General features: G+C 68.3%; 21 protein-coding genes. 9 read left to right on the top strand and 12 right to left on the bottom strand.

Annotated features, from left to right (window positions below; genetic code table 11):
- The first annotated feature begins 180 nt into the window (after window positions 1-180).
- The gene (gcvP, locus tag AU192_RS00185; RefSeq protein WP_064393707.1) at window positions 181-3,027 is read left to right on the top strand and encodes an aminomethyl-transferring glycine dehydrogenase; all 2,847 of its coding nucleotides are present in this window, start codon (window positions 181-183) and stop codon (window positions 3,025-3,027) included.
- A 115-nt stretch (window positions 3,028-3,142) separates the two neighbouring features.
- Here gcvP and AU192_RS00190 read toward each other — a convergent pair whose 3' ends face one another.
- From AU192_RS00190 to AU192_RS00230, 9 genes are all read right to left on the bottom strand, one after another.
- Window positions 3,143-5,191: a substrate-binding domain-containing protein gene (locus AU192_RS00190; RefSeq protein WP_064393708.1), complete on the bottom strand. Its 2,049-nt coding sequence runs from the start codon at window positions 5,189-5,191 to the stop codon at window positions 3,143-3,145.
- Window positions 5,192-5,228: 37 nt separating this feature from the next.
- Window positions 5,229-7,469 carry a malate synthase G gene (locus AU192_RS00195; protein ID WP_064394139.1) on the bottom strand — a complete coding sequence of 747 codons (2,241 nt, stop codon included), beginning with the start codon at window positions 7,467-7,469 and terminating at the stop codon, window positions 5,229-5,231.
- Window positions 7,470-7,534: 65 nt separating this feature from the next.
- Window positions 7,535-8,428 carry a 3-methyladenine DNA glycosylase gene (locus AU192_RS00200; RefSeq protein ID WP_082694858.1) on the bottom strand — a complete coding sequence of 298 codons (894 nt, stop codon included), beginning with the start codon at window positions 8,426-8,428 and terminating at the stop codon, window positions 7,535-7,537.
- A complete protein-coding gene (locus AU192_RS00205) occupies window positions 8,421-9,473 on the bottom strand; it encodes a hemolysin family protein (protein WP_064393709.1) in 1,053 nt (350 codons plus the stop codon). The genes AU192_RS00200 and AU192_RS00205 overlap by 8 nt, the downstream gene beginning before the upstream one ends.
- Window positions 9,466-10,836 (bottom strand): hemolysin family protein, encoded by a 1,371-nt coding sequence (locus tag AU192_RS00210; protein ID WP_064393710.1) that lies wholly within the window; start codon window positions 10,834-10,836, stop codon window positions 9,466-9,468. Before AU192_RS00210 ends, AU192_RS00205 begins: the two co-directional genes overlap by 8 nt.
- Before the next feature lie 196 nt (window positions 10,837-11,032).
- Complete coding sequence (locus tag AU192_RS00215) at window positions 11,033-12,469, bottom strand: GuaB1 family IMP dehydrogenase-related protein (RefSeq protein WP_064393711.1); 1,437 nt, start codon at window positions 12,467-12,469, stop codon at window positions 11,033-11,035.
- Between the two features lie 52 nt (window positions 12,470-12,521).
- The gene (gene gndA / locus AU192_RS00220) at window positions 12,522-13,988 is read right to left on the bottom strand and encodes an NADP-dependent phosphogluconate dehydrogenase (protein WP_064393712.1); all 1,467 of its coding nucleotides are present in this window, start codon (window positions 13,986-13,988) and stop codon (window positions 12,522-12,524) included.
- Between the two features lie 53 nt (window positions 13,989-14,041).
- Window positions 14,042-14,983, bottom strand: coding sequence for a M56 family metallopeptidase (locus AU192_RS00225; protein WP_064393713.1), 942 nt, complete (start codon window positions 14,981-14,983; stop codon window positions 14,042-14,044).
- 14 nt (window positions 14,984-14,997) lie between these two features.
- Window positions 14,998-15,414, bottom strand: coding sequence for a BlaI/MecI/CopY family transcriptional regulator (locus AU192_RS00230; RefSeq protein ID WP_064393714.1), 417 nt, complete (start codon window positions 15,412-15,414; stop codon window positions 14,998-15,000).
- Between the two features lie 219 nt (window positions 15,415-15,633).
- On the opposite strand from AU192_RS00230, the gene AU192_RS00235 reads away from it, so the two are divergent.
- Window positions 15,634-16,410, top strand: a complete 777-nt coding sequence (locus tag AU192_RS00235) for a hypothetical protein (protein WP_064393715.1) — start codon at window positions 15,634-15,636, stop codon at window positions 16,408-16,410.
- 154 nt (window positions 16,411-16,564) lie between these two features.
- Here AU192_RS00235 and AU192_RS00240 read toward each other — a convergent pair whose 3' ends face one another.
- Entirely contained in the window at window positions 16,565-16,957 is a 393-nt protein-coding gene (locus AU192_RS00240; RefSeq protein ID WP_064393716.1) for a rhodanese-like domain-containing protein, read from the bottom strand.
- A 63-nt stretch (window positions 16,958-17,020) separates the two neighbouring features.
- Here AU192_RS00240 and AU192_RS00245 point away from each other — a divergent pair, with 63 nt between their 5' ends.
- The 7 genes from AU192_RS00245 to AU192_RS00275 are packed head-to-tail and all read left to right on the top strand — an operon-like array spanning window position 17,021 to window position 21,843.
- Window positions 17,021-17,425, top strand: a complete 405-nt coding sequence (locus AU192_RS00245) for a PaaI family thioesterase (RefSeq protein WP_064393717.1) — start codon at window positions 17,021-17,023, stop codon at window positions 17,423-17,425.
- 50 nt (window positions 17,426-17,475) lie between these two features.
- A complete protein-coding gene (locus tag AU192_RS00250) occupies window positions 17,476-17,778 on the top strand; it encodes an urease subunit gamma (protein WP_064393718.1) in 303 nt (100 codons plus the stop codon).
- Window positions 17,779-17,786: 8 nt separating this feature from the next.
- A complete protein-coding gene (locus tag AU192_RS00255; protein WP_064394141.1) occupies window positions 17,787-18,119 on the top strand; it encodes an urease subunit beta in 333 nt (110 codons plus the stop codon).
- A gap of 28 nt (window positions 18,120-18,147) precedes the next feature.
- Window positions 18,148-19,881 (top strand): urease subunit alpha, encoded by a 1,734-nt coding sequence (locus tag AU192_RS00260; RefSeq protein WP_064393719.1) that lies wholly within the window; start codon window positions 18,148-18,150, stop codon window positions 19,879-19,881.
- Between the two features lie 5 nt (window positions 19,882-19,886).
- Window positions 19,887-20,522, top strand: a complete 636-nt coding sequence (locus AU192_RS00265; protein WP_064393720.1) for an urease accessory protein UreF — start codon at window positions 19,887-19,889, stop codon at window positions 20,520-20,522.
- 20 nt (window positions 20,523-20,542) lie between these two features.
- The gene (gene ureG, locus AU192_RS00270; RefSeq protein WP_064393721.1) at window positions 20,543-21,217 is read left to right on the top strand and encodes an urease accessory protein UreG; all 675 of its coding nucleotides are present in this window, start codon (window positions 20,543-20,545) and stop codon (window positions 21,215-21,217) included.
- Complete coding sequence (locus tag AU192_RS00275; protein WP_064393722.1) at window positions 21,217-21,843, top strand: urease accessory protein UreD; 627 nt, start codon at window positions 21,217-21,219, stop codon at window positions 21,841-21,843. Before ureG ends, AU192_RS00275 begins: the two co-directional genes overlap by 1 nt.
- Here AU192_RS00275 and AU192_RS00280 read toward each other — a convergent pair.
- Entirely contained in the window at window positions 21,840-23,213 is a 1,374-nt protein-coding gene (locus tag AU192_RS00280; RefSeq protein WP_064393723.1) for an NAD(P)/FAD-dependent oxidoreductase, read from the bottom strand. The genes AU192_RS00275 and AU192_RS00280 overlap by 4 nt on opposite strands.
- 112 nt (window positions 23,214-23,325) lie before the next feature.
- The gene (locus tag AU192_RS00285; protein WP_064393724.1) at window positions 23,326-24,255 is read right to left on the bottom strand and encodes an LLM class F420-dependent oxidoreductase; all 930 of its coding nucleotides are present in this window, start codon (window positions 24,253-24,255) and stop codon (window positions 23,326-23,328) included.
- Window positions 24,256-24,264 lie beyond the last annotated feature (9 nt).

The raw sequence follows: 24,264 nt of genomic DNA on the forward strand, positions 1-24,264 counted from the left end.
TGCCTCTGGAAAGCGGTGAGCTCTCCGGTCGGGTCCGCCCGGCCGCCCTCGCCCGCCCATGGGGAAAGGCGAATCTCGCACCGTCGTGATCGCCGAATCTCTCAGGCGCCCGCACCGGGTCGACGACAGAGGGGGAGGAACCCAGCGGTCCTCTGCCTGAACGCGTCTGGAGTAGCCCGAGTGTTCGATCACCATCAGCCCAATTTCGCCGACCGCCACATCGGACCGGATGCCGACGCCGTCGCCACCATGCTCGAGACGATCGGCGTCTCCTCACTCGACGAACTCGCCGAGAAAGCGCTGCCGTCGGGCATCCTCGACCCGCTGTCGGCCGACGCTTTGGCCCCGGGGCTCGACCGGCTACCCGCGGCCGCCTCCGAGGACGAGGCGCTGGCCGAACTGCGCACGCTCGCCGACACGATCACCGTGGCCGTGTCGATGATCGGCCAGGGCTACTACGACACGCTGACCCCACCGGTGTTGCGCCGCAACATCCTTGAAAACCCCGCCTGGTACACGGCCTACACCCCGTACCAACCGGAGATCAGCCAGGGCCGCCTCGAGGCGCTGCTCAACTTCCAGACGATGGTGACCGATCTGACCGGCCTCGAGGTCGCCAACGCGTCCATGCTCGACGAGGGCACGGCGGCCGCCGAGGCGATGACGCTGATGCACCGCGCAGTGCGCGGACCGTCGAACCGGCTGGCCGTCGACGCCGACCTGTTCCGCCAGAGCGCCGCGGTGCTGGCCACCCGCGCCGAACCGCTCGGCATCGAGATCGTCACCGCCGATCTGACCCGGGGACTGCCCGACGGCGACTTCTTCGGCGTCATCGCTCAACTGCCGGGGGCCAGCGGCGCCGTCGTGGACTGGAGTGATCTCGTCGCCCAAGCCCATGACCGCGGCGCTTTGGTCGCGATCGGTGCGGATCTGCTGGCGTTGACGCTGCTCACCCCGCCCGGTGAGACCGGCGCCGACGTCGCGTTCGGAAGCACCCAGAGGTTCGGTGTGCCAATGGGTTTCGGTGGACCCCATGCCGGATATCTGGCCGTGCACGCCAAGCACGCGCGCCAGCTGCCGGGCCGCCTTGTCGGGGTGTCGCTCGACGCCGACGGCGCGCCGGCGTACCGGCTGGCGTTGCAGACCCGCGAACAGCACATCCGCCGCGACAAGGCCACCAGCAACATCTGCACCGCGCAGGTGCTGCTCGCGGTGATGGCCGCGATGTACGTCAGCTACCACGGCGCCGACGGCCTGACCGGGATCGCCGATCGGGTGCACCAGCGGGCGCGCGCGGTGGCGGCCGGGTTGACGGCAGCAGGGGTTGAGGTCGTACACCGCGAGTTCTTCGACACCGTGCTGGCCAAGGCGCCCGGCCGGGCGGCGGCGGTGCGCGAGACGGCCAAGGCGCGCGGCATCAACGTCTGGCTGGTCGACGACGACCACGTCTCGGTGTCCTGTGACGAGGCGACCACCGCCGCGCATGTCGAGGCGGTGCTGTCGGCCTTCTCGGCGACGCCGGTCGATTCGGAGTTCGACGGCCCCCGAATCGCGACGCGCACCTCGGAGTTCCTCACCCATCCGGCGTTCACGCGGTATCGCACCGAAACCGAGATGATGCGTTACCTACGGTCGTTGGCCGACAAGGATATCGCCTTGGACCGCAGCATGATTCCGCTCGGATCGTGCACGATGAAGCTCAATGCGGCCGCCGAGATGGAACCGATCACCTGGCCGGAGTTCGCGCGCCAGCATCCGTTCGCACCCGCATCCGACACCCCGGGGCTGCGGAAGCTGATTGCCGACCTGGAGCAGTGGCTGATTGACATCACCGGATACGACGCGGTGTCGCTACAGCCCAACGCGGGCTCGCAGGGCGAGTACGCCGGCCTGCTGGCGATCCAGGCCTATCACGCCGAGCGCGGTGAGCCCGACCGCAACGTCTGCCTCATCCCGTCCAGCGCGCACGGCACCAATGCGGCCTCGGCTGCGCTGGCGGGCATGCGTGTCGTGGTGGTGGCGTGCCGACCCAACGGCGACGTCGACCTCGACGACCTGCGCGCAAAGGTGAGCGAGCACGCGGATCGACTGTCGGCGTTGATGATCACCTACCCGTCGACGCACGGGGTGTACGAGCACGACATCGCCGACATCTGCGCGGCGGTCCACGACGCGGGCGGTCAGGTGTACGTCGACGGCGCCAACCTCAACGCGCTCGTTGGCCTGGCCCGGCCCGGCCGGTTCGGCGGCGACGTGAGCCACCTCAACCTGCACAAGACGTTCTGCATTCCGCACGGCGGCGGCGGCCCCGGCGTCGGCCCGGTCGCGGTGCGCGCGCACCTGGCGCCGTTCCTGCCCGGCCATCCGCTCGCCGAGGAGCTGCCGGATGCGTACACGGTGTCGGCGGCGCCGTACGGGTCGGCGTCGATCCTGCCGATCAGCTGGGCCTACATCCGTATGATGGGCGCAGCCGGATTGCGTGCCGCCTCGCTGACCGCCATCGCGTCGGCCAACTACATCGCGCGCCGCCTCGACGAGTACTACCCGGTGCTCTACACCGGCGAGAACGGCATGGTCGCCCACGAGTGCATCCTCGACCTGCGCACCATCACCAAGCAGACCGGCGTGACCGTCGACGATGTGGCAAAACGACTGGCGGACTACGGTTTCCACGCACCCACCATGAGTTTCCCGGTGGCGGGCACGCTGATGGTCGAGCCCACCGAGAGCGAAAGCCTCGCCGAGGTCGACGCGTTCTGCGAGGCGATGATCGCGATCCGCGCGGAGATCGACAAGGTCGGCGACGGCACCTGGCCCGCCGAGGACAACCCGCTGCGCAACGCACCGCACACCGCGGAGTCCCTGCTGGTCGACGATTGGAAGCACACCTACACCCGCGAGCAGGCGGCCTATCCGCTGGGCAAGAACTACCGCCCGAAGGTGTGGCCGCCGGTGCGTCGCATCGACGGTGCGTACGGCGACCGCAACCTGGTGTGCTCGTGCCCGCCAGTCGAGGCGTTCGCGTAACCACTCAACTGCCCGCCGAACGTGGGTTACCCGCACGCCAGAGCGAGAAAAGTGTGCCGGTAACCCACGTTCGGCGACTAGGGGCGCGGCGTGTGAGTCGGGTGTTCGCCGGGCGCTAACCGAGGAAGTTCGCGATCGCCGCCGTCAGTTCCGGGGAGTCGGAGCTGGCGAGGTTCTGGTAGGTGCCGCCGCTGATGTCGGCAACGGCCTCCCAGGTCGCGCGATCGGAGTTCGACCCGAAGTCGATGACGTTGACGGCCACCGGCTTGGCTTCGTCGAAGGCGCCGCGGATGTACTGCTGCAAGCCTTCTCCGTTGAGGGTCTGGTCGGTGTGCGGCCCGGTGGTGATCACCAGGACCGAATTCTCTTGTCCTTCACGGAAGTTCGCCATCGCTTCGGTGTAGACCAGCCGCAGCGTGGTGAACGAGACCGCACCCCCTCCGGAGGCGGACTGTTGGTCCAGTGCTGACGTCAACGCCGCCGAGCGGGGCTGGCCGTCGACTTGGTCGCTCAACGGTCCGGTGCTCACCTCCGAACGGCCCGCGGTGCCGTCGAACGTCCACAGGCCCACCGCCGACGAGGCCGGCAACGCCTGCAACCGGGCGTTCAGCGCGGCAACGACGTTCTGCAGCCGAGACCGTCCGCCCTCATCGGTGGGCATCGACTGGTCAAGCATGATCGTCACCGCCGGGTTGGCCGCCGGGGCGGTCAGCGCGTTGGCCAGTTGCGCGCGTGTCTGGTCGTCGCCCACCGACATCGGAGCAGGCACCGGCCCGAAGTCCACGACGTCGCTGTCGGGCAGCGTTCCGCCTTCTGTGCGGAAACCGGCCTTGCCCAACTCCGCGAGCTGTTCGGGTTTGCGCATGAACCGGGCGAATTCGCTGGCAGCGCTCTTCTGTTCCTGCGACAGCCAATCGCCCGACACCAACACGGCCGGGTAATCGGCCACCGCCGCGGGACCGGGCGGCAGCCATCCCGAGACCGCACCCGCGGCATTGGGCAGACTGGCGCTGCGCTGATACAGCTGCTGTTCGGTGATGGCGACGGCGTGCACGGGAGCCGCCGCCGGATCGGATGCGTTGACCAGCGCGTCGAACGCGGTCGAGGTCTTCTTGTCCGGCAGCTGCGGTTGGCCCGCCACGACGGTGTTCACCGCGCGTATGCCCTCACTGGCCGGCGCACCGGCGGGCACCGACGCGGCCGCGATCGCCTCCGCGGCGAGATACGACGCATCGCTGTCGCCGCTCAGTGGCAGCGCCAGCCGCAGCGCGCCCCAGCCGGCCAGATTCAGCCCGTCCAATGAAGCCGGATTGCTCTGTAATGCCGGAATGGTCGACCAGTTCTGTTGCGCCAGAGCGTTCTTCAACTCCGGCCGAACGGCCAGCACCACCGGCGACGTGGCCAGTGACCGGCTGTCGATGATCGCCTGTGCACCCGACGAAGCCTCGAGCCGCGCCGCCGAGACCGAGCTGCCCGGCACCCACAATGCGGGACGATCGCCCAACTCTTTAGGCCACGCCTCGGTGAAACCGTTGACCACCTGGTCGGATTCGGCCGGTTTGACGCCGACCTTCACGCATTTGTCGGCCACCGGGGCGGCGGTCTCGTTGTACCGGTTGGCCAGCGACTGGATCGGCTCGGCAATGTTCGGGTCGACCACCACCGCGACGGACAGCTCACCGTCGACGCACCGCGCGGCGGCCTGATCGGTGCGGTCGGACAAGGCGTCACCGAAGAATCGCCACAGGATGACCGCGCCGACGAGCACCACGACCGCGACCAGGGCAGCGATGACGCCGACGCTGACACCACGCCTGCCCGGGGTGACCGCGCGATGGCTACCGGTCCACTCGCCGCCCTCCCACTCACCGCTGTGCGCCGGGCCCGAGCGCGGCGGGACTCCCGGCGGGGGAGTCGATGCGCCGGTCTCGGGCTCCGAGTAGTTGCGTTCGAAATCCGAGTAACCGGGGTCTTCCGGCCCATCCGCATAATCGGGACGGTCGACGTCGCCGTACTCGGAGCCATAGCCCGCGTCATAGCTCCCGGGTCCCGGTTCCGGACGGTCGCCAAGATAACCGAAGCGTTCAGTCTCCGAGTCGTCGTGACGATCGCCGAACTCCCCGCCTGCCGAATCTTCGGGATCCGGTTTACTGTGCCTGCCCACTTCCGCCCTCTACTTGCGACGCCGACCGGTCACCGGATCACGCACCGCCGTGTTCGGCCTTGTACTCGCGGCGGCGGCGATGCAGGATCGGCTCGGTGTAGCCGTTGGGTTGTTCGGCGCCCGAGAGGATCAATTCCTGCGCGGCCTGGAATGCGATGTTGTGGTCCGGATCCGTTGCCATCGGCTTGAATTCGGGATCCTGCTCATTCTGCTTGTCGACGATTGCGGCCATCCGCTTGAGGCTGGCCACCACATCGTCGGGCGTGATGACGCCGTGGCGCAGCCAGTTCGCCAGCAGCTGACTCGAAATGCGCAGCGTCGCACGGTCTTCCATCAGCGCGACGTTGTGGATGTCGGGCACCTTGGAGCAGCCGACCCCCGCGTCGATCCAGCGCACCACGTAGCCGAGGATGGACTGGCAGTTGTTGTCGACCTCTTCGCGGATCTCCTCGGGCGCCCACGCGAGCTCCTTGGCCAGCGGCACGGCCAGCAGCTGCTCGACGCTGGTGCGCTTTTCGCCTTCCAGCTCCTTGTGCACCGCGTAAACGTCGACCTCGTGGTAGTGCATGGCGTGCAGCGTGGCCGCGGTCGGCGACGGCACCCACGCGGTGGTGGCGCCGGCCTTGGGCTGGCCGATCTTCTGCTCGACCATGTCGGCCATCAGGTCGGTCATCGCCCACATGCCCTTGCCGATCTGGGCCTTGCCGGAGAAACCGGTCGCCAGCCCGATGTCGACGTTCTGGTCCTCGTAGGCCTGGATCCACTGGGTGCTCTTCATCGCGCCCTTGCGGATCATCGGGCCGGCTTCCATCGAGGTGTGGATCTCGTCGCCGGTGCGGTCGAGGAAGCCGGTGTTGATGAACACCACCCGGTCGGCGGCGGCCTTGATGCAGGCCTTCAGGTTGACGGTGGTGCGGCGCTCCTCGTCCATGATGCCGACCTTGAGGGTGTTGGCGGGCAACCCGAGCACATCCTCGACGCGGCCGAACAACTCGACGGTGTAGGCCACCTCGTCGGGGCCGTGCATCTTGGGCTTGACGATGTACACCGAGCCGGTGCGACTGTTGACCAGCGGGCCGTTGCCGTCCCCGGACTTCAGGCCGTGGATCGCGACCAGGCTGGTGAACAGCGCGTCCTGGATGCCTTCGAAGACTTCGACTTCTTCGCCATTGCCGTCGGTTCTCACGATCGCGTCGTTGGTCATCAGGTGTCCGACGTTGCGCACGAATAACAGGCTGCGTCCGGGCAGCGTCAGCTCGCCCTCGCCGCCCGGGGTGGTGTAGGTGCGGTCCTCGTTGAGCTTGCGGGTGAAGGTCTTACCGCCCTTGCTCACCTCTTCGGTGAGGTCACCGCGGTTGAGGCCCAGCCAGTTCCGGTAACCGAGCACCTTGTCCTCGGCGTCGACGGCGGCGACCGAATCCTCGAAGTCCATGATCGTGGTGACCGCGGATTCCAGGACGACGTCCTTGATGCCCGCGGCGTCGGTCGAACCGATGGGCGATTCCGGGTCGACGAGGATCTCGACGTGTAATCCGTTGTTGCGCAACAGTACCGACCACTGGGGCGAGCCGAGGTCTCCGGTGTAACCGACGAACTGCTCGGGCTCGGCAAGCCCGACCGACGAGCGCTCGCGCGAGGAGTCAGCAGACGAAGCGTTGTCGTCGCCCAGGTCGACAAGCAGCTGGCCGTCGTCGATGCGCAGACCGGTGGCCTCGCTCCAGTTGCCGGAGGCCAACGGCGCAGCTCGGTCGAGGAATCGGCGGGCGTAGGCGATGACCTTGTCGCCGCGAACCTTGTTGTAGCTGGAACCCTTCTCGGCGCCGTCGTCCTCGGAGATCACGTCGGTGCCGTAGAGCGCGTCGTAGAGCGAACCCCAGCGGGCGTTCGCGGCGTTCAGCGCGAACCGGGCGTTGAGGATCGGCACCACCAGCTGAGGTCCGGCGGTCGTGGTGATCTCGTCGTCGACGCCCGCGGTGGTGATCGTGAAGTCGTCGGGCTCGGGGAGCAGGTAGCCGATCTCGGTGAGGAACGCCTTGTACGCGTCATGGTCGAGCGGTTCGATGACCCGCTGCCGGTGCCACTTGTCGATGCGGGCCTGCAGGTCGTCGCGTCTGGCCAGCAGTTCTTCGTTCTTGGGCGTCAGATCGGCGACGACCTTGTCCACGCCGGACCAGAAGGTGTCGGGGTCGATGTCGGTGCCGGGCAATGCCTCGTTGTTAACGAAGTCGTACAGCACCCGGGCCACGCGCAGGTTTCCCACCGTCACGCGATCGGTCATCATTCCTCCTCGAACTGTCGTCCCAGCTTACCCAGCGGTAACCCGGCTTATCCGCAGCCGGCTGGTCAGCCGTCCCGGGCTGCTGCGGTAAGAAGCCGTTCGCACCGATCGGCGAGGTCGTCCCGCAGCGGCGCGGCCCGCTCCGCAATGGTCTGCTGGATCCGCACGTATTCGGCTCGACCGGCCGGTGTCTCGATCGCGATCGGCTCGAATCCGTATTCGCGGAGATCATAGGGGCTGGCCCGCATGTCGAGTTCGCGGGCTTGGGCGGCCAGCTCGAGGCAGTCCATCACGAACTCCGAGTTGACCAGCGGGCCGAGCTTGAACGACCATTTGTAGAGATCCATCGCGGCGTGCAGACAGCCAGGCTGTTCGGTGGCGACCTGGCTCTGCCGGGTCAGCTGTTCGGCGTTGCGTCCGGCGGCCGGTTCGGTGAAAAAGCGGAACGCGTCGAAGTGACTGCAGCGCAGAGGCATCGACTCGACGACCGCGTCGGTGCCGGCCGCGCCGAGCCGCAGCGGCACCCGGTCGTGGCGCACCGTCGACGACCGATAGACCATCGCCCACTCGTGCAGCCCGAAACAGTTCAGCCGGGCCGGGCGCGCCGCCGTGGACCGCAACAGCCGGCCGACGAACCGCACGGTGTCGATCCGCGCCGCCAGATACTCCGGGCTCACCGTCACACCGTGGTGGTCACTCGCGTACCCCGTCCGGCCCAGGAAGCGCTGTGCGCCCCCGGCCAAAGCGAAGCCAAAGCCGGGGTGCCAGACCCGCAACTTGGCGGGCCGCAGGCTGTAGTAGGTGAACAGAAAGTCCCAGACCGGGTGCTTCTCGCCGCAACGGGCCCGACGACGGTGCGGTGCGCAGAACGCGTCGGCGCGCCGCTGATGCGCCTGCTCGCGGGTGCTCCAGTCCGATTCCTCGAGCACGGCAGCGGCGCACACTGCGACGTCAGACACGATGGGTCCCGTCGCGCACGGTGCCCACCAGGTCCTCGACGAGATCCTCGAGCGCGACCATCGCCTCCACGCTGCCGTCGGGTGCGGTCACCAGCGCCAAGTGGCTGTTGGTTCGCCGCAGCCGCGACAACGCGTCGGGCAACGGCAGCGACGACGGAACCACCGGCAGCGGGCGCACCATCGACAGGTCCAGCACGGCGTCGGGGTCGTTGACGAACGCCAGCACGTCCTTGATGTGCAGGTACCCCAGGTAGGTGCCGGAGGCGTCGGTGATCGGGAAGCGCGAGTAACCGGTCTCGGCGAGCGCCTCTTCGACGGCGCCGACGGTCGGCCCCGCCCCTTCGCGCGCCACCGACACCGTCCGAATGTCGCGCAGCGGGAATGCGACGTCCTTGACCGCGCGGTCGCGGATCTGTAGGGCGCGGGTGAGCCTGCTGTGTTCCTCGGGGTCGAGCAGCCCCTCGGACAGCGATTCGGCGATCATCTCCGACAACTCGACGGTGGACACCGTGACGTCGAGTTCGTCCTTGGGCTCCACCCCGAACACTCGCAGGGTCACGTTGGCGCACCAGTTGTAGAACGCGATCAAGGGGCGTGCCACGCGGATGTACACCAGATACGTCGGTATCAGCAGCATGGCCGCCGACTCCGGGCCTGCGATCGCGATGTTCTTCGGCACCATCTCGCCGAGCAGCACGTGCAGGACGACCACGATGGCCAGAGCGACGACGAAGGACACCGAGTGCAGCACGGCATCGGGCACACCGACGGCGTCAAACGGCTTCTCCAGCAGATGCGCGACGGCGGGTTCGCCGACGCGACCGAGCAGGATCGAGCAGATCGTGATGCCCAGCTGAGCGCCCGCGAGCATGAGCGACAGGTGTTCACCGGCGCGGATGACGGTGACGGCGCTCTTCTTGCCTTGTTCGGCCAACGCCTCCAGGCGATCGCGCCGCGCGGAGATCAGCGCGAACTCCGAGGCGACGAAGAACGCGTTGACGGCGAGCAGCACCACCGTCAGCAGCACGCCAAAGAGGTCACCCATCGACGCTCCTCCCGTCGGCCTCGCCGCTGCGGCCCAGTTCGGTCAGCTCCAGCAGGTCGATGCGGCGGCCGTCCATCCGCAGCACGGTGGCCAGCCAGCGGTTCGGATCCTCGAGCGGACCGTCCGGGTCGAACGCCTCAAGCTCGACCGACTCGCCTTCGTCGGGGATGTGCCCGAGCTTCTCGAGGACCAGGCCGCCGATCGTCTCGTAGTCGCCCTCAGGGGCGCGGAACGCGGTAGCGCTTGCGACCTCGTCGATGCGCAAGAGGCCCGATATTCGCCAGCCGCGTCCCGCGGGCACCACATCGGGGGCCTCGTCGTCATGCTCGTCGCGGACATCGCCGACGATCTCCTCGATCAGGTCCTCCACGGTCACCATGCCCGCCGTCCCGCCGTACTCGTCGACCACCAGCGCTGTCTGCAGGCCGTTGGCGCGGATCTGGGTCATCACCGTGTCGCCGTCCAGAGTCGAGGGCACCTTGGCGACCGGCAGCGCCAGCGTGGCCAGCCGGGTGGTCGCGCGTTGGTCGATCGGCACCTCGAAAACCTGCTTGACGTGCGCGATCCCGATCGTCTCGTCGAGGTCTCCGCGGATGATCGGGAACCGCGAGAACCCGGTCCTGATCGCGGCGGTGACGAGCTCGGCAACGGTCGCGTCGGCGTCGAGGGCCTCGATCTTCTGTCGGGGTGTCATGAGCTCCTCGGCGGAGCGATCGCCGAACCGCAGGGATCGGTCGACCAGGACCGCGGTGACGGGATCCAGTGCGCCACTGCGAGCCGAGCTGCGCACCAACGACACCAGTTCCTGTGGGGAGCGCGCCGAGCGCAGCTCCTCGGCGGGTTCGATACCGAGGCGACGCAGGATCATGTTGGCGGTCCCGTTGGTCAGCCGGATCAGCGGGGTGAACAGCGCGGAGAACAGCAGCTGCGGTCCGGCCGACCAGCGTGCCGTCGGCACGGGCCGGGCGACTGCGAGGTTCTTGGGCACCAGCTCGCCGAACACCATCGAGATCGAGGTGGCGATCGCGATCGCCAGCACCAGCGCCAGCCCGCCGGTGTAGGCCGGGGGGATGCCGATCGCATCCAGGCCGGGGTGGATCAAGCGCGCGACAACGGGTTCGGCCAGGTAGCCGGTCGCGAGCGTGGTGATCGAGATGCCCACCTGGGCCCCGGACAGCTGGAACGACAGCGTGCGGTGCGCCCGTTGGACCATCTTGTCGCGGCGGTGCCCGCTGCGTGCGTTGGCGTCCACCGTGCTGCGCTCGAGCGCGGTCAGCGAGAACTCGGCGGCGACGAAAACCGCGGTGCCCGCCGTCAGCAATACGATTGCGAGCAGCGACAGCACCGTCGTGGCGATGCTCATCGGGGTGTCCTCGCGCTGGTGCCGGACCTGTTGTCCGGCCGTCTAGAGGAGGGCTCGGCGTCGGGAGGCTCGGGCCGCTCGGCCCGGTGGGCCCCCTCTGCAACCCGGGCCTCGACGGGTGCCTGCGGCACGGGATCCCTTTCGCGTAGAGGACTGAAGGAAACCCATGGTAACGGGTGATCTTGCGGGGGAGGGATCACCAACCCGTGGGCAGCGGATGCCCCTCGGCGAAGCCGGCCGCCGACTGCACGCCGAGCACCACCCTCTCGTGCAGTTCAGCCAGATTCGCCGCGCCCACGTAGGTGCAGGTGCTGCGCACCCCGGATGTGATGTGGTCGAGCAGGTCCTCGACACCTCCACGGGACGGATCCAGGCCCATCCTCGACGTCGAGATGCCCTCCTCGAACAGCGCCTTGCGGGCCCGGTCGAACGACCCGTCACCGGCGGTGCGCGCGGCCACCGCGCGTTTGGACGCCATCCCGTAACTCTCTTTGAACGGCTGGTTGTCGCGGTCGCGCATCAGGTCGCCGGGGGACTCGTAGGTGCCCGCGAACCACGAGCCGATCATCACGTTGGCGGCGCCCGCGGCCAATGCCAATGCGACATCGCGCGGATGCCGGATACCACCGTCCGCCCATACGTGAGCGCCCAATTGCCTTGCTGCAGCCGCACATTCGACAACCGCGGAGAACTGAGGCCGCCCCACGCCGGTCATCATGCGGGTGGTGCACATCGCGCCCGGCCCGACACCCACCTTCACGATCGACGCGCCTGCGCTGAGCAGATCCCTGGTGCCCTCGGCGGAGACCACGTTGCCCGCAGCCAGCGGCAGCCCGAGATCCAACGACGAGACCGCCTTGATCGCATCGAGCATCTTGACCTGGTGTCCGTGGGCCGTGTCGATCACCAGCAGGTCCACCCCGACCTCGGCCAGGCTGCGCGCCTTGGCGCCGACATCGCCGTTGATCCCAACCGCGGCAGCGATCCGCAGGCGGCCCCTGTCGTCGACCGCGGGCGTGTAGATGCCCGCCCGGACCGCACCGGTGCGCGTCAGCACGCCTGCCAGCGTCCCGTCGCTCTCGGTGAGCACCGCCACGTCGACCGGTGCGTGCTCGAGCAGGTCGAACACCTTGCGCGGCTCGGTGCCCACCGGCGCGGTGACGAAGTCGGAGACCGCGACGTCGCGCACGCGGGTGAACCGGTCGACGCCCTCGCAGTTCGCCTCGGTGACCAGGCCGATCGGCCTGCCCTCGAAGGCGACGACCGCGACGCCGTGGGCACGTTTGTGGATCAACGCGGTCGCATCGGACACCGAGTCGTCGGGGGAGAGCACCACGGGGGTGTCGACGACGAGGTCGCGGCTCTTGACGAAGTCGACGGTCTCTTTCACCGCGGAGATCGGCAAGTCCTGCGGCAGCACGACGATGCCGCCGCGACGGGCCACCGTCTCGGCCATCCGCCGGCCGGCGACGGCGGTCATGTTCGCGACGACGACCGGGATCGTGGTGCCCGAGCCGTCGGCGGTCGACAGGTCGACGTCCATCCGGGACTGGACATCCGAGCGTCCAGGGACGATGAAGACGTCGTTGTAGGTCAGGTCATAAGCGGGCCGGTGGCCGTCCAGAAATCGCATGTCGGTCCAAGTCTAGTGGCCCGACGGCGCCCGGTTCCCTGCCGAGAGAACGCTAGGCCTCGACCTCGCTGAGGTCCCCGCTCCACAGCGTGTGGAACCGCTTGGCGGGGTCGGTGTCGATGCGGCCGTAGGTGTGCGCGCCGAAATAGTCCCGCAGGCCCTGGGTGAGCGCAGCGGGCAGGCGCTCCTGGCGCAGTCCGTCGTAGTAGGACAGTGCCGAGGAGAAACCGGGGATCGGGATGCCCAGCTCGGTGGCGGTGATGACGACGCGGCGCCAGCTGTCGATCGCCGCCTCGATCGCGCTGCGGAAGTAGGGCGCGACGATCAGCGTCGGCAGGTCGGGGTTCTCGTCGAAGGCCTCTTTGATCCGGTTGAGGAACTTGGCCCGGATGATGCAGCCGCCGCGCCAGATGGTGGCCATGTCGCCGGGGGTGATGCCCCAGTCGTATTCGGCGCTGCCGGCCTGGATCTGGTTGAAGCCCTGCGCGTAGGCGATGATCTTCGACGCGTACAGGGCTTGGCGGATGTCCTCGACGAAGTTCTCGGCGTCACTGGGCTTTTCACCGAGGTCGCCGGAGGCCAGGCCGGTGGTGGCCTTGCGCTGGGCCACCGATCCCGACAGAGCGCGCGCGAACACGGCCTCGGCGATACCGGTCACTGGGACGCCGAGGTCGAGCGCCGATTTCACCGTCCAACGTCCGGTGCCCTTCTGCTCGGCCTCGTCGAGGATGACGTCGACGAGCGGCTCACCGGTCTTGGCGTCGGTCTGGCGCAACACCTTGGCGGTGATCTCGACCAGAAAGCTGTCCAGATCGCCGGAATTCCATTCGTCGAAGACGTCGGCGATCTCGCCGGCCGACTTGCCCAGCCCGTCGCGCAGCAGTTGGTAGGCCTCGCCGATCAGCTGCATGTCGGAGTACTCGATGCCGTTGTGCACCATCTTCACGAAGTGGCCCGCGCCGTCGGGGCCGATATGGGTGCAGCAGGGGACACCGTCGACATGCGCCGAGATCTCCTCGAGCAGCGGACCCAGCGATTTGTAGGACTCGGCCGGGCCGCCGGGCATGATCGACGGCCCGTTCAGCGCACCCTCCTCGCCGCCGGAGATGCCGGCGCCCACGAAGTGCAGCCCGCGTTCGCGCATCGCCTTCTCGCGGCGGATCGTGTCGGTGTAGAGGGCGTTGCCGCCGTCGATGATGATGTCGCCTTCCTCCATCGCGTCGGCGAGTTCGTTGATCACCGCGTCGGTGGGGTCCCCGGCCTTGACCATGATCAGCACCCGTCGCGGCTTCTCCAGGGCGTCGAGGAATTCGGCGATGGTCTCGCTGCGCACGAACTTGCCTTCCGAGCCGTGCTGGTCGAGCAGCGCGTCGGTCTTGGCGATCGAGCGGTTGTGCAGCGCGACGGTGTACCCGTGCCGGGCGAAGTTGCGCGCGATGTTGGATCCCATGACGGCAAGCCCGGTCACCCCGATCTGAGCGGTACCGGTGGTCGCGGAAGCAGATGCGTCAGAGCTCATGCGGGCAGCCTTTCGTTGTTTTGTTGTGAACGCCTCGTTCGCGCGGCTTGTCCCTAAGCGGTGAACAGCCGCTGCAGTTCGGTCAGCCACGGAAGCACCACCGCAAAGGTGGGCACCACGAGCACCGCGGCCGCGGCGGTGTACGCGCCTGCGGCCAGCACGCGGCTGTTGGGCCGGCCTCCGAGCCGACGTACCCGTAGCACGGTGGTGGGTCCGCCCGCGGCCAGCGCACCCGACGGCGTACGACCGGCCGCGCACGCGACGAGCGCGCGGGCCAGCGGAGTGGGACCGGCGATGCGCACCGCCGCGTCGTCGGCCAGCATCTCGACCAGCAGTCTCACCGCGTGCAGCGCGCTTCCGCTGCGAACGAAGCGCGGGAACGCCGCGTTCACCGCGGTGAACATCTCCAGCACGAGATCGTGCCGGGCGCGCAGGTGCGCGCGTTCGTGGGTGAGGATCGCCGCAACTTCGTTGTCCGCCAACGTCGTCAGCGTGCCCTCGCTGACCACGACGCGGCTGCGCACGCCCGGCAGGCAGTACGCCAGCGGCTGGTCCACGTTCAGGATGCGCAACCCGTCACCGGCGTGGGCGTGCGCCCACTTCTGCGACTTGCCCACGAGGTCGACGACCATCCGGTGGTGGGCGCGACGGCGCCGCGTCGCGATGGCCACCTGCAAGACCGCCGCGATAAGCCGCGCACCGATCACCAGCGTCAGCGCGAAGACCACGACGTAGGCGATCCACACCGGCCAGCCCATGACGGCGATCTCGCTGGTGATGGTGGCGGTCGGCCGACCGTCGGGACCCGGCGCGAAAAGCCTGCTCGCAATGGCGATTCCAGCCGAGAAGGCCGACAGGACGGCGGCCAGCGCGATCGCCTGCCACAGCACGATGGCCGCTCGCGGTGCGCGGAACGGCCACGACGCGCGCGCCAGGACGGCGGGCACCGGTCCCGACAGGACCAGCGCCAGGACGGTGAAGGCCAGCGCGGACACGCCGTCAGTCTCTCTCAGCCGGTGCCCGAATTACCAGCGGGCGGCGCAACGCGAACCTTGCTCTCCAGTTCGGTCAGCGCGCGACGCAACGCCGCGGCTTCGTCTGCGCCGACCCGCTCGACAAAATGCACCAGCGCGGCTTCCCGGCTGCCCGAGTCGGCGGCCTGGTCGAGCGCGTCGACCATCAGGCCCGCGACGAGTTCGTCGCGGCCGTGGGTCGGTGCGTAGCGGTGGGCGCGGTCATCGCGGTGCTGCACGACGAGGTTCTTCTTCGCCAGCCGCTGCAGCACGGTCATGATCGTGGTGTACGCCAAGTCGCGTTGGGCGGCGAGCGCCTCGTGAACTTGGCGCACGGTTTGGGGTTCGCGAGAGGACCACAAATGATCCATCACCGCGCGTTCCAGTTCCCCCAGACGCGTCAACTTCGCCATGGTCCGTTCATCTCCTAGAGGCTATTGATCCAGCGTACTACGTCTTACTACGGTGCGTCGTATTTCGCCTGGCGGACAAGGGCCCACCGACGCCCGGCCCGAACCTCCGCCCGTGGTCACCCCCCACTCGAAGGGTGGTGTGAAAGCAGTCACAGGGTCTGGTCGTCGTGACGCGCCTAGCTATAGTAAGCCTTACCTAACTTGAATATGGGAGGCCCTATGACGGTATTGGTCGACGATCCACTCATCGCGAGCATGGCGATCCACAGGACGTTGCCGCTGCATGAGTCGAGTCGACGACTCCGTGAGCTCTATCCCGAGTGTCCGCGGGTCTACGGAGTCGCGGTCATGCGGGACCTGTCCCGGCGGCGGTGGTGGCCGCTGGCCGACGCGCTGAGCACGGACCGCCTGCAGACGATGTTCGATCTGGCCGCCGAGGAGACCGACAGCCGCGCCGCCGTGGCACACCAATTGGCGGCCACCCTCGCCCACGTGGTCGTCGGCCGCGTCGTGCCGCTGGTCGTACTCGAAGGCCGCGCATGGGACACCGGCCTGGAGAACCTGTGGGTGCACGTGGATTCCGAAGGTGCGATCGATTGGGTCGGCGTCGTCGACCCGACACTGCGGGCCCTTCCCGACGATCCGCACTTCGACCACAGGTCCAACCGCGCCGGAAGCTCGACGCGCGACGGCATCGTGGCGCTGCCCAGCGAGGCGGCGTTGACGACGTGGGTCGCGCACCGCAGCCACCGCGCGCTGGCGCCGCTGTTCGCCAAGCTGGTCGAGATCAGCGGGGGAGCGATGTCGGTCGCCTCGATGTGGCACGTCGTGGGCGGGGCGGTCGTCAGCGCCGCCACGCAGGTTCCGCTGCTCGCCGGCTCCAGCGAGTGGACGAGCATGCGGCGCGGGCAGGCCGTGCTCGACGCGCTCGTCGGCTTCGGACTTCCGGTCCGGGGCACTTCACGACCAATCGCGGGGAAAGTCTTGCTAAATTAGGCAAGCCTTGCCTATTCTATCGACCAGAGATCAACATGAACCACCGGACCGCGCCGGAGTCCTGAGGGCTGCAGAGACCCCCGGTCCACACGGAGGACGAGCCCCGCACCATAGGTGCGGGGCTCGTCCGCGTGTGCACCGAATGCCTTGGGCGTCAGGCGTTTTCGCCGGCGGTATTTTCGACGGCGCCACCGCTGTCGGCCCAGTCGCCGAACGCACCGAGGTTGTACACGTCCGGATAACCGAGCTCTTTGAGCGCCTGCCCCGAGAGCGCCGAGCGCCCACCGGATGCGCAGTACACGATCACCGGCTTGTCCTTGGCGAAGTTCTGATCGTGATACGGCGACTCGGGGTCGGCACGGAACTCGAGCATGCCGCGGGGCACGTGCACAGCGCCCGCCACCTTGCCGCTCTTCTCCAGTTCGGGTGCGTCGCGGACGTCGACGACCAACGCACCCTTGTCGATCAATTCCTTCGCCTCGCCGTGGGAGATCTTGGGCACCACGGCGTTGGCGGCTTCAACGAGGTCTTTCGCGGTCTTGGCCATGGCTGACCCTAACTCCGCGCACCCGGCGCGGTCACGGTGTTCGACAGCGTGTAGACACGATCCGTGACTTCCGACCTGCCTTCCGACCTGGGTAAGGGCTTCGACACCGAGCTCGGCCTGACCTATCTCGAACTCGGTCCCGACGGCGGCCGCGCACAGCTGACAGTCACGGACAAGCTGCTTCAGCCCTACGGCATCGTGCACGGCGGCGTGTACTGCTCGGTCGTCGAGAGTCTGGCGAGCGTGTCCGCCGCGGTCTGGCTCGCCGACAACGGCGGCGGCAACGTCGTCGGCGTCAACAACAACACCGACTTTTTGCGGGCCATCTCCTCGGGAACAGTCACCGCGGTGTCCACCCCGATCCACCGCGGCCGGCGTCAGCAGCTGTGGCAGATCACCATCACCGCCGAGGACGACAAGCTCGTCGCGCGCGGACAGGTGCGGCTGCAGAACATGCCGGCGGCGTAAGACTTCGCGTGCGCTGCTGATCGCCGCGCTCCGTGGCAATATCGCCCACTATGCGTTTATCCCCGCATGAGCAGGACCGCCTGCTGATCTCCTACGCAGCCGAGCTCGCCCGGCGCCGACAGGGCCGTGGCCTGAAGCTCAACCACCCCGAAGCGGTTGCGCTGATCACCGACCATCTCCTCGAAGGTGCCCGCGACGGCCGCACGGTCGCCGAGCTCATGGCCAGTGGCCGCGAGGTGCTGCGCCGCGACGACGTCATGGAAGGCGTGCCCGAAATGCTCGAGGACGTCCAGGTCGAGGCGACGTTCCCCGACGGCACCAAGCTCGTCACCGTCCACCACCCGATCCCGTGACCGGACCGATGGTGCCCGGCGAAATCCTGTACGGGGACGGCGACATCGAGATCAACGTGGGCGCCGAGCGGCTCGCGATGGAGATCGTCAACACAGGAGACCGGCCGGTGCAGGTCGGCAGCCACGTCCACCTGCCGCAGGCCAATGCCGCGCTGTCCTTCGACCGCACAGCCGCGCACGGCCGCCGGCTCGACATCCCCGCCGGGACCGCGGTGCGGTTCGAACCCGGTGTCGCCCAGAGCGTCTCGCTCGTCCCGCTGGGAGGCGCGCGCGAGGTGCACGGGCTGAACCTGGACCCGCCCGGTCGGCTGGACCCGCCCGGCCGTCTGAACAACCGATGAGCACGCCCGCCGAGAGCAGAGGAGCCCGATGACCCGGTTGCCACGCGCCAGGTACGGCGCCCTCTTCGGGCCGACCACCGGCGACCGGATCCGACTGGCCGACACCGACCTGTTCATCGAGATCACCGAGGACCGCAGCGGCGGACCCGAACTCGCAGGGAACGAGGCCGTCTTCGGCGGGGGCAAGGTGCTGCGCGAATCCATGGGGCAGGGACGCGCAACACGTGCCGACGGGGCTCCCGACACCGTCATCACCGGTGTGGTCATCCTCGACTACTGGGGAATCATCAAGGCGGACATCGGCATTCGTGATGGCCGTATCGTCGCGATCGGCAAGGCCGGCAACCCCGACATCATGTCGGGCGTCCATCCCGGCCTCGTGGTCGGGCCGTCGACGGAGATCATCGGGGGCAACGGCCGCATCATCACCGCAGGCGGCATCGACTGCCATGTGCACCTGATCTGCCCGCAGACGATGGCCGAAGCGCTCGGCGGTGGTATCACCACGATGATCGGGGGCGGAACCGGCCCGGCGGAAGGCAGCAAGGCCACCACGGTCACCCCCGGGGCATGGCATCTGGCCCGCATGCTCGAGTCGCTGGACTCCTGGCCGATGAACATCGCGCTGCTCGGTAAGGGCAACACGGTCAGCACCGAGGCCATGTGGGAGCAATTACGCGGTGGCGCTTCGGGATTCAAGCTGCACGAGGACTGGGGTAGCACCCCTGCCGCGATCGACGCCTGCCTGACCGTTGCCGACGCGTCGGGCGTACAGGTCGCACTGCATTCGGACACCCTCAACGAGGCCGGCTTCGTCGAGGACACCGTCGGCGCGATCGCGGGCCGGTCGATCCACGCCTACCACACCGAGGGTGCAGGCGGCGGGCACGCTCCCGACATCATCACCGTCGCCGCACAACCGCACGTGCTGCCCAGTTCGACCAACCCGACGCGCCCGCACACGGTCAACACGCTCGACGAGCACCTCGACATGTTGATGGTGTGCCACCACCTCAACCCCAGTGTCCCCGAGGATCTCGCGTTCGCCGAGAGCCGCATTCGGCCCTCCACCATCGCCGCCGAGGACCTGCTGCACGATATCGGCGCGATCTCGATGATCGGCAGCGACGCGCAGGCAATGGGCCGCATCGGCGAAGTGGTCATCCGCACGTGGCAGACCGCGCACGTCATGAAACGCAGGCGCGGTGCGCTGGACGGCGACACCTCGGGGGCCAGGGCCGCCGACAACAACCGCGCTCGACGCTACGTCGCCAAGTACACGATCTGCCCGGCGATCGCGCACGGTCTCGACGCCGAGGTCGGATCGATCGAGGTGGGTAAGCTCGCCGACCTGGTGCTGTGGGAACCCGCGTTCTTCGGTGTGCGCCCCCACTCGGTACTCAAGGGCGGCATGATCGCCTGGGCCGCAATGGGAGACGCCAACGCGTCGATCCCGACCCCGCAGCCGGTGCTGCCGCGCCCCATGTTCGGCGCGGCGCCGCCGGCCGCCGCCGCCACGTCGGTGCACTTCGTCTCGCAGCAGGCCGTCGACGACGGATTGGCCGACCGGATCGACGTGAAGCGTCGCCTCGTACCGGTCAAGGACGTCCGCGGCGTCGGCAAGGCCGATATGCCGCTCAACGACGCGCTGCCACGCATCGAGGTCGATCCCGACACCTTCACGGTCCGCATCGACGGAGACGTCTGGCAGGAACAACCGGCGGCCGAACTCCCGATGGCACAACGGTATTTCCTCTTCTGAACCCGATGACGAACCTGACCACGCTTCTCGCACTGGCCGACTCGCGGTTGCCGACCGGCGGGCATGTGCACTCCGGCGGTGTCGAGGAGGCGGTCGCCAGCGGGCTGGTCGCCGATGTGCCCACGCTGCGGGCATACCTGCGGCGACGCATTCGAACCCAGGGTCTCGTGACCGCCTCACTGGCCGCGGCGGTGCACACCGGGGCTCTCGGGCCCGCGCAGGCCGACCGCGAAACCGATGCCCGCACACCGGCGCCCGCAGCCCGCCAGGCCTCACGAGGACAGGGCCGAGGCCTTGTGCGACTGGGCCGCCGGGTGTGGCCCGACGAGGAGTGGGATGCGCTCGGCGCGACCCCACACCTGTCGGTCGCGGCGGGATGGGCCGGACGCGCGGCGGGGCTGACCGCTGAGCAGACCGCGCTCTCGATGGTCTACACCACGATGACCGGTTCGGCGACCGCCGCGCAGCGCCTGCTCGCGCTCGATCCCGCCGACGTCGCCGCGCTCACGTTCGAGCTGTCGGCGCTGTGTGACCAGACCGCGGCCACCGCGGCAAAGGAACTGGCCGACCTGTCCGACCCGTTGCTCGACGTGCTGGCCCAGCGCCACAGCAGGCGTGAGCGCCCCCTCTTCGTCTCGTAATCCGCCCCGAAAGGATCGTCATGCCACCGCATTTCACCGACGGCGAGCCACACCACCACCTCGAACGACCCAAGCGCGCGCGCCGCCAGGGGGAGCCGTTGCGCATCGGCGTCGGCGGTCCGGTCGGTTCGGGGAAGACCGCACTGGTCGCCGCGTTGTGCCGACAGCTGCGCGACGAGGTGTCGCTGGCCGTGCTGACCAACGACATCTACACCACCGAAGACGCGGACTTCCTCCGGCGCCACGCCGTGCTGCCCGACGAGCGGATCACCGCGGTGCAGACCGGCGGCTGCCCGCACACCGCGATCCGCGACGACATCACCGCCAACCTCGACGCGATCGACGACCTCATCGCCGCAAACGACCGGCTGGACCTCATTCTGGTCGAGTCCGGCGGGGACAATCTGACGGCGACGTTCTCCTCGGGGCTGGTCGATGTCCAGATCTTCGTCATCGATGTCGCAGGCGGCGACAAGGTTCCCCGCAAGGGCGGTCCCGGCGTGACCTACTCAGACCTGTTGGTGATCAACAAGACCGACCTCGCTCCGCTGGTCGGAGCCGACCCCGAGGTGATGCGGCGCGACGCGACGGCCGTGCGCGGTGCGCGCCCGTTCGTGATGCTCTCGCTGACCGAGGACCCCGCGGCCACCGCGGTGCTGAATTGGGTGCGTGCCCAACTCCGGGTACCCGTCTAATGCGGTCCGAGGTGCTGATCGTCGCGCGGCGGGACCGCCGGCCGCGCCTCGAGTGCGCCGGCGGTCTTGCCGCCCGGCTCACCGGGCCCGATACCGTCCATCTGGTGTCGGCGGCGGCGACCCCGCTGGGTGGCGACGTCCTCCACTTCCGCGTCGTCGTCGAACCGGACGCTCGGCTGCGGATACGCACCGCCGCCGCGACGGTGGCCCTCCCCGGGGCGAAAACCCTTGACTCTCACTCGATCTGGGAGCTCAACATCGCCGGAGAGCTGGACCTCGACCCCGAACCCACGATCGTGGCAGCCGACTCGCGTCACCACACCTCGGTCCGCCTGGATGTCGGCGCACATGGACGTGTCAGGCTCCGCGAGCGGGTGCAGATCGGCAGATCCCATGAGCACCAAGGGTTCTGGTCAGGGTCGCTGCACGCCGACGTCGACGGCACGGCACTGCTGCGGCACCGCATCGAGTTGGGCAGGGGTTCGGTCACCGACGACGAGATCGGCGCACAGATGGCCGCGATCAGTGAACTGAGCTATCCAGACGCCGACGTCGACACGGCGGGTGAACCGCTGGCACTTGCCGCCGGTGGCTGCCTGGCGACCTGGCAGGGCGCGCGGCTCTAGCCTGCGACCTTCTCGGTGTCGCGCACGCCCGCGGCGATCTCCTGAAGCTCCTCTATTCGGGTGCGGGCGTAGGCCTGCTGCTCGGTGATCGTGAGGTTGCCGCGCTGCGTCGACAGGAACGTCACCGTCCACGACACCAGCGTGGTGAGCTTGCGGCGGAAGCCGACCAGATACACCAGGTGCAGCACCAACCAGGCCAGCCAGGCGATGAAGCCGCCGAACTCCAGCGGGCCGATCTTGGCGACGGCGGAGAACCGCGACACCGTGGCCATCGAGCCCTTGTCGAAGTACTGGAACGGTTCGCGCTGCGTGGGGTCCGCGCCCTTGAGCTCGGCCCGGATCGCGTTGGCGGCATACCGTCCACCCTGGATGGCGCCCTGCGCCTGGCCGGGCACACCTTCGACATGGGCCATATCGCCGACCACGAACACGTTCGGATGGCCGGGCAGCGTCAGGTCAGGGTTCACGAGCACGCGCCCGGCCCGGTCGACCTCACCTTCGGACTGCTCTGCGAGGTCCCGGCCCAGCGGGCTGGCCTGCACACCGGCCGACCACACCTTCGTCGCGGACTCGATACGCCGGATCGTGCCGTCGGAGTCCTTGACGGTGATGCCGTTGCGGTCGACGTCGGTCACCATGGCGCCGAGCTGGATGTCCACGCCCATCTTCTCGAGCCGGGCCTGCGCCTTCTTGCCCAGCTTCTCGCCCATCGGGGGCAGGACGGCGGGTGCGGCGTCGAGCAGGATCACCCGTGCGGTGGTCGAATCGATATGGCGGAACGCACCTTTGAGGGTGTGATCGGCCAGTTCGGCGATCTGACCGGCCATCTCGACGCCGGTCGGACCCGCGCCCACGACGGTGAACGTCAGCAGCTTCTCGCGTCGCGCCGGGTCACTGGACCGCTCCGCCTGCTCGAACGCGCTGAGAATGCGCGCCCGCAACTCCAGCGCATCGTCGATGGACTTCATGCCCGGCGCCCACTCCGCGAAATGGTCGTTTCCGAAGTAGGACTGGCCGGCACCCGCGGCGACGATGAGCGAGTCGTACGGGGTCACGTAGGTGTGGCCCAGCAACTCGGAGGTGACCGTCTGGTTGGCCAGGTCGATGTGGGTGACGTCGCCGAGGACCACCTGGCAGTTCTTCTGCTTGCGCAGGATCATCCGCGTCGGCGGCGCGATCTCGCCGGACGGGATGATGCCGGTCGCCACCTGGTACAGCAGCGGCTGGAACAGGTGGTGGGTGGTCTTGGCGATCAGCTTGACATCGACGTCGGCTCTCTTAAGCCTCTTGGCAGCGGTCAGCCCGCCGAACCCTGACCCGATGATGACGACCTTGTGCCGATCAGATGCAGTGGCTCCGGGATGGCTCATATTGGGCTCCTCGACGGTGCTTCCACGTGCAGTTCACTACCCGTAACGGTAGTCGCCTGAACACCCGATCAGTGAACGGGTTCGTTGTGTTATATCCCACCCGGGGTCGGGATCACCCGCCAAGCAGCGGCCGGAGGGCTTCGCCCACCGCGGTGACCCGGCCGGGGTGGTACCCGTCCAGGCTCGTCACCGGGCTCAAGATCACCCCGTCGACACCGGCGTCGACGACCTTGGTCTTGATCTGCTCGGCGATCTGATCGGCACTGCCGAACACCGCTTGCTGCTTGTAGTCGTCGGGGATGATGTCGCCGGTGACGTTCTCGTCGATGATCGCGACGACGAGCATGCTGGTCTCCAGCGTCGCGGGGTCGCGACCGATCTCCTCGCAGCGCTCCTTGACCACCTGCAACTTGCGCGGCAGCTCGTCGAAGCCGGCGATGATGTTGAGGTGGTCGAAGTGCCGGGCCGCCAGCGGAATCGTCTTCTTCTCGCCGCTGCCGCCGATCATCAGCGGGATGTGGTCCCGGAACCGCGGTTCGGCCATCGCGTCTTTGGCGCGGTAGTACTTGCCGTCGAACGTCGGGCGCTCGCCGCGCAGCATCGGCAGGATGATCTCCAACGCCTCGCCGAGCTTGTTGAAGCGGTCGGTGAAAGTGCCGAACTCGTAGCCAAGGCTGTCGTGTTCGAGCTCGTACCAGCCGGTGCCGATGCCGAGGATGGCGCGTCCCTGGCTCATCACATCCAGCGTGGTGATCGCCTTGGCCAGCAGCGTCGGGTTGCGGTAGGTGTTGCCGGTCACCAGGGTGCCGAGCTGAACCCGCTCGGTGGCCGTGGCCAGCCCGCCCAGCGCGGTGTACGCCTCGAGCATGGGCTGGTCCGGCGTGCCGAGCCCGGGCAGTTGATAGAAGTGGTCCATCACGAAGACCGAGTCGAAACCGGCGGCCTCGGCCTCCTGCGCCTGTGCGATGACGGTGGGGAAGATTTCGGCGACGCCCGTGCCGTAGGAGAAGTTCGGGATCTGGAGTCCGAGTCTGATGGTCATGAGAGCACG

Origin of the sequence: Mycobacterium lehmannii, assembly GCF_001499925.1 — a bacterium.
Classification (GTDB): domain Bacteria; phylum Actinomycetota; class Actinomycetes; order Mycobacteriales; family Mycobacteriaceae; genus Mycobacterium; species Mycobacterium lehmannii.